This window comes from Actinosynnema sp. NPDC049800, assembly GCF_040656635.1.
GTDB lineage: Bacteria > Actinomycetota > Actinomycetes > Mycobacteriales > Pseudonocardiaceae > Actinosynnema.
On sequence record NZ_JBFAMT010000004.1, the window covers coordinates 163575 to 175173 of the forward strand.

Below are 11599 nucleotides of genomic sequence, written 5' to 3' on the forward strand. Positions count from 1 at the left end.
CGAGCGGTCCTGCCGAGCCGGTCAGTACCTACCCTCCGCCGCCTCCTTACACATCCAGCCGCACCAGCGCGAATCGCGCCTCCACAACCAAGCTGCCGTCACGAATCCCCAGGTCAGCCCCGTTCCCATCCTTTGGTACTCCCGCCCGAGGTCCGGCCCCCCGCAGAACGGGTCTCGCGCAGGTTGGTGCCCTCCCCGAGGTCCGGCCAGGGCGGCGGCACGTACCGAGATCACCAACGGACAGGAGGCAATGCCGCCGCCACTGGCCTCCGATAAACCTCGACCTCCGTTGGATGGCGCGGCAACTGCATCTCACGAGCTGCGCTGTTCACCCGGTCGGACCCGAGAACCGGCGGGATTCAAGCCGCGGCAGGCCACGACACGGCCGATCGTGCGCACCGACACGGTCACGCCACTGCCAGCGAGTTCCAGCCCGCTGATCTCCTACGGGGGTGGAGACGCTCTGGTCGCACATAGGCCCGCTCTCACTGCACGAGCACCCGAGGGTTCGAACGCTCGCTCCGCGGCATGAGCGGACGTTCAGGCGGCCCGAACCTGGCTGCCGATCTTGATAGTGCGGGCCAGCGGTCGAACTGCGCCTGGGAACACAGTGAGTGCTGGGCGGCAGCAGCGACCGCGGTGGGTTCTCAGACCGTGCGGCGCTCTTGCCGATCGAGTTCGGCCAGCGCGTGCAGCGGATCCACGATCAGATCGAACAGGCAGCTCGTCCGACGAGCCCATCGCATCGGGTTGTCACCCTCGTCGAACATAGTGGCAGACGCGAACTGGTCCTGGAGGTTGACCGGCAGCTTGCCAGCCAGAGCCGCACCGAGCTCGCGGCCCAGGAAAGCCCGCGGAGACGACGGCCGCGTGAATTGGCCAGGCCTGCCGGTCGCCGGGACGAGGGCGTCTGAGGCGCCATCGAGGTCCGCGACGGCCTCTCGCACCCAGTCGTTGTTGCAGGCGTCACGGAGGGGTACGGCGACCTGCTGGACGCTGGCGACCGCGCCCCGTCCCAGGGCGAGCGAGAGCCCGCCGGGGTCCTCGTGGTAGTTGAGGTAGCGGGCGATGTCCACGCCCGGAGGGCAGACCTCGTCGAGAACTACGTCGCCGACAAAGTTGGCGGGATCGATGAGCCAGCCCTCCCGCACCACGACGGACGGCATCAGCAGAACGCGGTACAGGTAGAACTGGCTGCCGTGGTCGGCCTGATCGCGCATCCGCCTCAGCATGTTGTGGATCGCGGACTCGTACGTGCCGACGTGGAGGGCCTTCCCGCGCTGGCGCGCGGCCCACGCGGCGACCTGCTTGGAGCCGCCCATCAGTCTTCGCGTCTCGGGCGTGAGATCGGCCGCCGGGTCGAAGTCCCTCGTCGGCCAGTCCGGCAGCGTGCTTGTGTGGTACCAGGCGAGCTGAGCGATCTTGTCGTCGTCGAGCGCGAGGTCGTCGGGATCGACCGTCACCCGGGGGGCGTTTTCGTGCTCGCACGTCGTACCGCACCCAGGACACACCTCTCTACTCTGCTCCCAGCGGTCGATCCACTCGAGGTCGACCAGCCACTGGTGGGCGCAGATCCCGCACAGCATGCGGCGGTCGCGCGAGAAGTCGATCGGCCGTTCCATGGCTCCATTATCCGGAGGAAGGTCGACGACGGGGTTGTGGGAGCGGATCGAGCCGTCGTTGCCGCAGGTGCAGCGCCAGCGTCGGTATCCGGGTCGTAAGCGGTTGGATGACCGGCAGGCGTTGTGTGGGATCTTGTACGCGATCGCGGTCCGCATGTGTTGGTCCGGGCCGCTCTCGTCCTCCTCAGCGAACGCGCATGGTGGCTGCCCCGTTGGCTGCGCTGGCTCTCCGACCTCGACGTCGAAGGCACCGCCCTCTCAGCCGCAGTCAGGTAATGCTGGAGTTCGCGGGCGGATACCGACCATGATTCCCTGCGATTGACTTTTCGCCGCGAAGGCCCACTACGTGCCCGAACAGATGTTCCGCGCTACAGTCCCTGCCCATGATTGGCGGCAGCAAGACCGAAGACAACGCTGGCAAGGGCCTCCTGCTTGGCCGGCTCCCCGACGTCGAATTGCACCTCGACGGGCGGTCGTTCCTCGATGGTACGGGCATGAGCGACCGTGGCAGCATGGACTGGTGGGCCTCGGCTGTGATCCGCGAGTCCGATCCGGAGGACTACGGCGAGGACGCGCAGAGCAACTGGAGGTCGCTACCTGACGCGTTTCTGGCCGCAGAAGAACGACCTGATTCGATCGAGTACACGATTTTTCGGATGAACGGTCTCAAGTTGGATCTGGAGGACGTCGTTGACACCTTCGACGCTCTGGATGCCCGTACGGCAGAGTACGCCGAGTTCATACCGCTCTTCGCCGGCACGAGAACCTATGGTTTCGTAGACGTCGACCCCGGGATCGAGGACACGCTCGAACTGCCGTGCAGTGAGATAGTGATCGTCGATTTCGCGGAACTGGCACCGGGGTGGCGTGGCCTTGGTGGCGCGGGCAGACTGCTGGCGGGCAGGCTGCTGCGCTGGTTGTGCTCCGCTCAGTCATGTGTCGCGTTGAAGCCGTTCCCGGTCGAGCTGAGCCAAGCCGAGAAAGACGACCCGGCGATATTTGATCCTGCCCTTGAGCGAGCCCGGCACGTGTGGCGTTCGCTGGGATTCAAGCCGTTCACCGACGATCTCTTCTTCATGGAGAGTCGAAACATGCCGCATCGCCGGGCCGTGCAGAACCTTGAGCGGCGTCTTGGTCTGCGGCAATGAGGGAGCGGTGAATCGGATGTCCGGCCGCTCGGATGGAGGAGTGGCCGGAAGGCCGTCGGTGTCGGTCATGGGGTCGAGGGAGCCGAGCAGGCCGTCGAGGGGCGGTGCTCGCCTTATGGAGCCGGCTCCGAGGGGGTGCAGGCGGTGGAGATCCCTGCCTTCTACCTGACGCTACCGGACGTCGCGAGTGGTGAGATAGAGCAGTACCGCGATGGCTGTGACCGGTTTGCGCCCTGACCGTCTGGCGTCGCGTCCGCCGGGCTCGGAGCTGCGGCGCCGGCCGCGCACCCTGGCACATTGGTTGCTGTGCGCACAGCTGCGAAACTCTCCTCGTGACATCCTCAGACGCGCTTGGTGCCTCGAAGTCGCCACAGGTGGCCACTAGGCAGCGGAAGCCTCCCGGTGAGCTGACTCCGCGGTTGGTGGGAGCCGTGATTGCCGTGATTGTGGCGATCGCCCTGGGCGCGCTGTGGTGGTGGGTGCTGGGCCTGTACCCCACGGACGCGGACAAGCACACCAATGCGCTGCTGGAGGCGGCCAAGATGTCCACCGGCTTACTACTCGGCGGTGCTGGCATCTTCACGCTCTATGTGACTGCGCGGCGGCAACACACGCAGGAACTCGAACTGGCGCAACGCGAGACGGCCCACAATCACACCGTGACGGCGTTCGAGCAAACCGTCGCAGACACTGAGAAGAGCCGGAAGCTCGCGGAGCGGATCGCTGATTCGAACGAACGTGACGCGGCCGCTCGCCGCGTCACCGAGTTGTTCGCCAAGGCCGTCGAGCAGCTCGGCTCCACGGCGGCAGCAGTGCGGCTCGGCGGGCTGTACGCGTTGGAGCGGCTCGCTCAGACCAACGAAGACCAACGTCAGACCGTGATCAACGTGATCTGCGCCTACCTCAGGATGCCGTATGACGCCAGGACGCCATTGGATCTACAGCGCCAGCTTGAGACCGAGGGTGACGTGAAGCAGTCAGGAGATGACCGAGTGCGTAGGGAGGAGAAGCAGGTCCGGCTCGCCGCGCAACGCATCCTCGTCAACCACATGCCCACTCGCGGGGCCGTTGATCAACCGGCCTCGTGGGGGACCTTCACTCTCGACCTCACTGGTGCCGTGCTGTTCGAGCTCGATCTTGATGGCAGGGAAGTCGGACCGGCCCGATTCCGCGATGCGACCTTCCACGGATTCACCAGCTTCCGCTCCACCGTCTTCACCGGGCCAGCCGAGTTCAACGTCGCCACGTTCGCCAACCATGCGATGTTCCAGGGTGCCGAGTTCCTTGACGCAGCGGACTTCTACCGCACACGGTTCGAATCCGTACATCGCTTTCGTAACAGCGCGTTCCGCTCTAAAGCCCGCTTTGATCACGCTATCTTCGAAGGTGAAACCGACCTGCACACCGCACACGTCACCGATGATGCTCAGCTCTCGCTGCAAGACACCACCCTAAGGTTCACCCCGGGCCCAGGAAGCGAGTGGAAGACTGTCGATCCTCAATATCCGGTAGGCTGGGGCGTGAAGCTCACCGAGACCGACAGTGAGGGGACCCGCCTCGTAACTATCGGCAAAGTGCGGCCCAGCCAAAATGGTCGTCGACCTGGAACTGAGGCCACGACCTAAGCCCGCATGCGTCGCTTGGTGGACGAAGTCGATACATCGTGCCTAGGACGGCGGTCCATCGTTGTCCGGCCGTTCGGCATCTCAGGCGTCGTTGTCGGCGTAAGCCAGAAACTGGCTATAGGCGGTTCGGTTCTCCCGCCAGCGCTTGACCGGAGTGCTTGGCCGCACCCTGAAGTCCGTGTGCGTCAGAACGAGTTCGTTCTTTGCCCGCGAGATAGCAACGAAGAACTCCGACATCGCAGCATCGCCCCAGAAGAGCTCCCGCTCGACACCGAACACGACAACCTTCTCGAACTCCAGCCCCTTGCACTTATGAATCGTGAGAACACGGACAGCATCAAGCTCGGACAGCCGCTTGAGCGCCTCGACCGGATCCCCGTCCATGCCAAGCTCCTTGCCGAATGCCTTCAGCGCATCCTCGATCACGTCATCGAGCCGAGAACCCTGCTGATATGCGGGTGCCAGGGCATTGAGCACCGGCCGTGACACCAGTTCCAGCAAAGCTGAGATGACAGGCCGCCAGGCATCCAGATCCTCCTTGGCGAATGATGGGTCACGCACGGTCGCTCGGGAATCTCGCAGGAGCCGCTTGAGCTGGCTGTCGAACTGAAGCGCCGCCTCCTCCGTTGCGCCGCGACGCGAGGCGACTCGCATGAGTTCGGCGTAGGCGTCAGGTCGTCGGTCGGTCGTGATCACGCGGATGAAGTTGAAGATCAGGACTGCGGCCGGTTCGGCGGCGAGATCCTGACTGTCCTGTTCGTTCCGGTACGGGATGCCTCGATCATGCAGTTCCTCCCCGAGTACCTCGGTCACCTGCTGGGACTGTCGACGGACGAGTACCGCGATCTCGCTCGGCGGTACGTCTGCTGCGAGCCAGCCTTCGATCAGGTTGGCGACGGCCTCCGCCTCCTCGACCTGACTGTCGAAGTGCAAGACCTGGACGACGCCCTCGTCACCGACGACCGCGTCGCCGTCGCCCGGCCCTTCTACTCGGGAACACCGCATGCACGGAGTGAACCCGCAGGTGTCGGCGCGATTTCAGACGTGGCCGTGTGTGAAGAGGTGGAGACGGTGCGGGGATTGTTGGCTGGTCTGGACGGTCTTGGGCCGTAGCACCTTGCGGGATGGTCCGACTGGGTGGTGCGCATTGTTGGCGGGTGGTTCGGGGACAGGGTCGGGTGAGACTGGGGTGCGTGGACGAGGCGGAGGTGCGCAACCAGATCGGTGGCACTGTGATGGGTGCGGTGGTGCAGGCGGGCACGATCGACCAAGTGGTGCTGTATCAGCAACCGCGGGCGGACGTGGCACCGGTACCACGTCAACTGCCCGCGGTGGTGCGGGATTTCGCCGGGCGTGACACCGAGCTTGCCGCCCTGGACAGGGTTCTGTCACCCGATGGCGTCGTCGCGGAGTCGGTGGTGGTGGCGGTGGACGGTACCGCCGGGGTGGGAAAGACGTCGTTGGTGGTGTGGTGGGCGCGCCGGGTGGAGCAGCGGTTTCCCGACGGCACGTTGTTCGTGAACTTGCGTGGGTACGGGCCGAGTGCCCCGGTGGAGGCGGGTCTGGTGCTCGCGTCGTTCCTTCAGGCGCTGGGGGTTGCCGAGGACCGGGTGCCGGCCGACCTGGACGCGCAGGGTGCGTTGTACCGGTCGTTGTTGGCGGGTCGGCGGGTGTTGGTCGTGCTGGACAATGCCGCTTCTGCCGAGCAGGCCCGTCCCCTGTTGCCCGCTGCGGCGGGGTGTGCGGTGATAGTGACGAGTCGGGCGGTGTTGACCGGGTTGGTGGTCATCGACTCCGCGCGTCGTCTGCCGCTGGAGCTGTTCAGGCCCGAGGAGGCGCTTGGGTTGGCCACGCGGGTGATCGGCCCGGATCGTGTGGCTGCGGAGCCGGCCGCGGTGGTGGAGTTGGTGCGGTTGTGCGCGCGGTTGCCGTTGGCGGTGCGGGTGGCCGCGTCCCGGGTCGCCGCCCGCCCGCACACCGCGGTCGCCGATGTCGTCGCCGACCTGGTCGACGAGCATGACGGGTTGGATGCCTTGAGCGCGACAGGAGATGACCGTAGCGCGGTGCGGACCGTGTTCGACTGGTCCTACACGCGGCTGTCCGCCGAGCACGCGCGGACCTTCCGTCGCCTGGGCCTGCATCCGGGTGTCGAGTTCGGTGTGCATGCCGTGGCCGCGCTCACCGGTCTGGACCGCAGGACCGCGTCGCGGCACCTGGAGGTCCTGGCCGACCTACACCTGGTCGAGCCGGTGGCGCGTGGGCGGTACCGGTTGCACGATCTGCTGCACGCCTACGCCGCCCACCGTGCCCTGCTCGACGACACCTCGGAGCAGCGGCGGGCGGCGGTGGATGCGGTGGTGTCCTGGTACGCGCGCACCGCGGTCGAGGCGGACCGTCGGGTGTTCGCCGCCCACCCGTCCCCGGACCTCGGCCTCACCGGAAATGCGGCGCCGATGGAGCTGGCCGATCGAGGACAGGGCTTGGCCTGGCTGACCGCGGAGCACGCCACGTTGGACGCCGTCCAACAGCAGGCGGGTGCGCACGGTGCGTACCGGGAAGTGATGGCCGTGGCCCTGGCGATGCGGTTTCTGGTGTTCCGGTCCCGCGTCCTGTGGCCGGCGCGGAGGCGGGCGGAGTCCCGCGGCATCGACGCGGCGCGGGTCTGTGGTGACCGGCAGGTCGAGGCGACGCTGCTGGTGAGGCGGGGGGACACTCTCCAGCAGATGGGCGAGTGGGACGCCTCCGACACCGATCTGCACGCCGCCCTCACGCTGGCCGGGGAACTCGGGGACGAGGCTCTGTACGGCAAAGCGTTGGCGGGCCTGGGACTCAGCCGGGTGCTGCAACAGCGGTTCGCCGACGCCGAACCGTACTACCGGCGGGCACTGCCGCTGGTGCGCGGTCTGCCCAGTGGCTACTACGAGGCGACTGTGCACGCCAACCTGGCCCTGATCACCACTCGGCTCGGGCGGCACCGGGAAGCGCTCGACCACGCCGAGCAGGAGTTGGCGCTGCGCCGGACGATCGGTGTGCCCGATGGCGTTGCCTACGCCCTGCACAACGTCGCCAGGGCACGACAGGGCCTCGGCGACGATCAGGCCGCGATCGATCTGTGTCGGCAGGCACTGGCCCTTTATCTGGCCGAAGCCGGTAACGACCTGTACGTGGCCGCCACACTGGAGACCCTGGCGACGTCGCTGCGGCAGGTCGGCGACCACGAGGGCGCGGTGCGGTGTCTGACCGAGGCGGTCACGGTCCTCACCGACCTGGGCGATCCGCACGCCGACGTGCTGCGCGGGCGGCTGTCCCAGGACGGACAGCCGCCCGCCGACCCTCACCCCTGACCGACCTGCTCGCGCGGGTTGTTCAGGGATGCGGACCGCAGGTGGGGCACAGCGGGCTGGGTGCGCTCAGCCCGACCACCCTGGTCTGGAGCGTGACGATGTTGTACCCGTACTGGCAGTCGGTCCGCAGCGCGGGCACACCGGTGATCAGGCTCATCACCGCGTGCGCGGCCTTGCTTCCCGCGATCGTCGCGGTGATCGCGTTGACCGCCTGCGGCGCCGCCCCCGAACCGGTCCCCGGAGACCACTCGGTCCGCGGCGGCAGCGTCGCCTGCCGTGCGTCCTGCTCGGCGTAGAGGCAGTCGTGACATGGTCCGCCCCCGCCGGGCCGGTACAGGCCGATGCTGACCTGTGGTCCGTCGTAGCCGCCGTGCACCCACGCCGTCCCGGTCTCCCGGCACGCCAGGTTGGCCCACGATCGGATCCGCCCGGCGGGCTTGTCCGCCGCCAGCAACAGCACATCGAACCGCGCCGCCAACCCTCGCAGGACAGTCGGGCCGTCGACCACGAGCCGTTCACCGGTGACCTGCACATCCCGGTTGTGGGCACGTAGCCGTTGCACCGCCGCCTCGACCTTGGACCTGCCCACGTCGTGCTCGGTGAACAACAGTTGCCGGTTCAGGTTCGACAGCTCCACCACGTCCGGCTCGACACAGTGCACATGCCCGACCCCGGAGGCCACCAACGCCCACGCCGCGACACCGCCCACGCCACCGACGCCGACCACCACCACCCGCGCCCGCCGCAACAGCAACTGCACGTCCCAGCTCGTCCGGCGCGGCGTGCGGTCCATCCACCGCCACAAGCCACGCCCGCGCCCGCGCCCGCGCCCGTAACGCTCCCGCTCCGCCGCCGACAACCTCTCCGGCACCGGCTCAGCCGCATCCTCCAGATAGCCCTCGCGGATGAGATCGCTGATCGTCGCACGCACTTCGACCTCGGACCGGTCGGGGAACGCGTGGACCAGGTCGGCGACCACCCGGTCCATCGTCCGCGTCCCGTCGAGGGTCTCCAGCAACGCCCACACCCACCCGTCCGGGTCCACCACGGCGGCCTCGATCCCACGGACCGAGCCGATCCGGATACGACCGTCGCCGAGACGAACAGGCCGGTGCTCCCACTTGATCCTCGGGCGAAACATCACAACCCTCCCCATCGACTAAGAAGCGCCGTTGTTGCTGAACGTCATCTCCTCATCCACCTCAAGAAACTCGATCACCGCTGCCACCTCCCTTCCCGCGTCGTGGAGTCGACGCCGGCGTGGGCGGCGGCCGTGGTCGCCGGGCCCAGGCAGTGCGGTCCGGTCGGGTCGTCCGGTTCCGGCGGGTGGTGGCCGTTGGCGCTCATCGCGGTTCGCCTCCGTTCCGTCCCCCGGTTCAGGAGGACGGGGCAAGCATCGCCGGCAGGACCGGACAGGAACCGGGACGCAAACCCGGACAACGGTCCGACACCGTATCCGCCGATCGGGTGAACTCGTTGTCCGGTCGGCCGATCGAGTAGGGCGTGACACGACCGGCGCAACGCCCCCCGTGTCGAACTCACCCACCGTCAGCGCGGCGACCACCGGTCGGGCGTGCCGATGGTGCGGCCGTGTGGACGAAGACGCCGAGGACCTTCTGGACCCGGCCATGCCGGCACACTGCCTCCGGACAACGCCTACAGGGGGCCAGGGGTGGAGATCCGACTACTGGGCAACGTCGAGATCGGCAACCACGAGCGCGTATTCCCCCTGTCCAGGCACGGTGAACGGTGCCTGCTGGCTGTACTCGCGCTCGACCTGGGCCAACCGGTCACGAAGACGACCCTGGCAGAGCGAATCTGGGACGACAACGAGGCGCACGACCGCAAGCAGGACACGCTCCTCAAATACGTCAGCCACGTCCGGACCGCCCTGATCGCGGCGGGCGCGCCGAAGGATTGCCTGCGCGCGCACCGCGCCGCCCGCGGCTACGTGCTCGACGTGGACCCGGACGTGGTCGACTACCACCGGTTCGCCGCCGAGACCCGGGCCGCCCGCGACCACACCGACCACGACCGGCTGCGGCGCGCGCTGGACCTGTGGCGGGGAGCGGCACTGTCCGGTCTGGAGGGTCACTGGGCCGACATCCGCCGCCAGCACCTCGACATCGAATACCGCGGTGCCCTGGAAACCCTGCTCACCGCCTACCTGAAGGCGGAGCACCACGATGAGATGCTGCGGATCCTGCCGTGGCTGGACCAGCGGACGACACCCGACGAGCGGCTGGTGATGCTGGGTGCCGAAGCCTTCGCCCGCACGGGCCGCCACACCGAGATCCACGCGTGGGCCACCGGCATGGAACGGCGGATGCGCGAGATCCACGACACCGGCCTGTCCGACCGGGCTGTGGCGAGGCTGCGCCGCCTGATCGCCGACCCGACCGGCCCGACGCCCGCCGAGCCAGACCCGGCCCCGTCCGGGCCGCCGTCGGCGATGTTCAGCCTGCGCCGGGACATCCCCGACTTCACCGGCCGCGACGACGATCTACGGGTCCTGCTCGACGCGGTCGAGGCCGCCGCCGACGGCCCCACGCGGGCGATCGCGATCCACGCCGTGGACGGGATGCCCGGCGTGGGCAAGACCGCGTTCAGCGTCCACGCCGCCCACCGGGTCGCCCACCGCTTCCCCGACGGCAACCTCTTCCTCGACCTGCACGGCCACGACCCCGTCCGCCCGCCCCGCAACCCGCTCGACGCGCTCGACTCGTTGTTGACGGCCACCGGAATCGACCCGAAAGCCATCCCACGCGACCTCGACGACCGGGCCGGCCTGTGGCGCACCCGCGTCGCGGGCAAGAAGATCCTGCTGATCCTCGACGACGCCGCCACCCACGACCAGGTCCGGCCCCTGCTGCCCGGCACACCGGACAGCCTGGTCCTGATCACCAGCCGCACCCGGCTCGCCGCCCTCGACGGCGTCCGGCCACTCACCCTGGACACCCTGCCCCCCGACGACGCCGTCCGGATGCTGCTCACCCTGGCCGGCCGCCGCGCCGACGACGAGGATCCCGTCGAGCTGCGCCGACTGGTCGAGCTGTGCGGACACCTGCCCCTGGCCATCGCGCTGATCGCGGGGCAGCTACGCAGCCACCCCACCCACACCGCACGCCACACCGCAGACCGGCTCGCCCGCACCCACGACCGGTTGGCCGACCTGCACGCCGGCGACCGGTCGGTACGCGCCGCGTTCGACACCTCCTACCGCGACCTGCCCGACGACCAACGGGAACTGTTCCGGCTCCTGGGCGTTCACAACGGACCCGACATCGACACCCACGCCGCCGCCGCACTGCACGACACCACACCCGACCAGGCCCGCCACCACCTGGAAGCCCTGCACACCGCGCACCTGCTCCAGGAAACCAGCCCCGGCCGCTACCGACTCCACGACCTGCTCCGCGTCTACGCCCACAACCACGCCGCCGACCTCGACCCCCGACACCGCCACGACGCCACCACCCGCGTCCTGGACCACTACCTGCACACCACCCACACCGCCGCCCAACACCTCCCCATTCACCGCACGCCCGTCACCTCGATCACCCCGACCACACCCAGGCACCCCTACCCGATCACCGACGCCGAGCAGGCACGAACCTGGCTCACCACCGAACTGCCCACCCTCGCCGCCGCCATCCACCACGCCGCAAACCACACCCACCCCACCCACGCCATCAACCTCGCCACCACCCTCGACGCCTTCCTCATAACCCACGGCCACTGGGAACAAGCCCACACCCTCCACCACACCGCCCTCCACGCCGCCACCCACACCGGCGACCGGCGCGGCCAGGCCAACGCCCTCAACAGCCTCGGCATCGTGCAGTCCATGCGGAGTGAGT

At 68.2% G+C, this 11599-nt stretch carries 8 protein-coding genes; 4 read left to right on the top strand and 4 right to left on the bottom strand.

Features of this window, described 5'->3' with window-relative positions:
* Window positions 1-647: 647 nt before the first annotated feature.
* Window positions 648-1622: a hypothetical protein gene (locus AB0I91_RS07775; RefSeq protein ID WP_499635915.1), complete on the bottom strand. Its 975-nt coding sequence runs from the start codon at window positions 1620-1622 to the stop codon at window positions 648-650.
* A 383-nt stretch (window positions 1623-2005) separates the two neighbouring features.
* On the opposite strand from AB0I91_RS07775, the gene AB0I91_RS07780 reads away from it, so the two are divergent.
* Window positions 2006-2770, top strand: a complete 765-nt coding sequence (locus tag AB0I91_RS07780; protein ID WP_499635918.1) for a hypothetical protein — start codon at window positions 2006-2008, stop codon at window positions 2768-2770.
* Window positions 2771-3201: 431 nt separating this feature from the next.
* Complete coding sequence (locus AB0I91_RS07785) at window positions 3202-4395, top strand: pentapeptide repeat-containing protein (protein ID WP_499635921.1); 1194 nt, start codon at window positions 3202-3204, stop codon at window positions 4393-4395.
* An 81-nt stretch (window positions 4396-4476) separates the two neighbouring features.
* Here AB0I91_RS07785 and AB0I91_RS07790 read toward each other — a convergent pair whose 3' ends face one another.
* Window positions 4477-5400, bottom strand: a complete 924-nt coding sequence (locus tag AB0I91_RS07790; RefSeq protein ID WP_499635924.1) for a 3'-5' exonuclease — start codon at window positions 5398-5400, stop codon at window positions 4477-4479.
* Between the two features lie 188 nt (window positions 5401-5588).
* Between AB0I91_RS07790 and AB0I91_RS07795 the strand changes: the two genes are divergently transcribed.
* Window positions 5589-7739, top strand: a complete 2151-nt coding sequence (locus AB0I91_RS07795; RefSeq protein WP_499635927.1) for an ATP-binding protein — start codon at window positions 5589-5591, stop codon at window positions 7737-7739.
* Between the two features lie 22 nt (window positions 7740-7761).
* On the opposite strand, the gene AB0I91_RS07800 is transcribed toward AB0I91_RS07795, so the two are convergent.
* Window positions 7762-8880: a ThiF family adenylyltransferase gene (locus AB0I91_RS07800; RefSeq protein ID WP_499635929.1), complete on the bottom strand. Its 1119-nt coding sequence runs from the start codon at window positions 8878-8880 to the stop codon at window positions 7762-7764.
* 74 nt (window positions 8881-8954) lie between these two features.
* Complete coding sequence (locus AB0I91_RS07805; RefSeq protein WP_499635932.1) at window positions 8955-9086, bottom strand: hypothetical protein; 132 nt, start codon at window positions 9084-9086, stop codon at window positions 8955-8957.
* A gap of 325 nt (window positions 9087-9411) precedes the next feature.
* Here AB0I91_RS07805 and AB0I91_RS07810 point away from each other — a divergent pair.
* The coding region (locus tag AB0I91_RS07810) for an AfsR/SARP family transcriptional regulator (RefSeq protein WP_499635935.1) at window positions 9412-11599 on the top strand (2188 nt) is incomplete at its 3' end.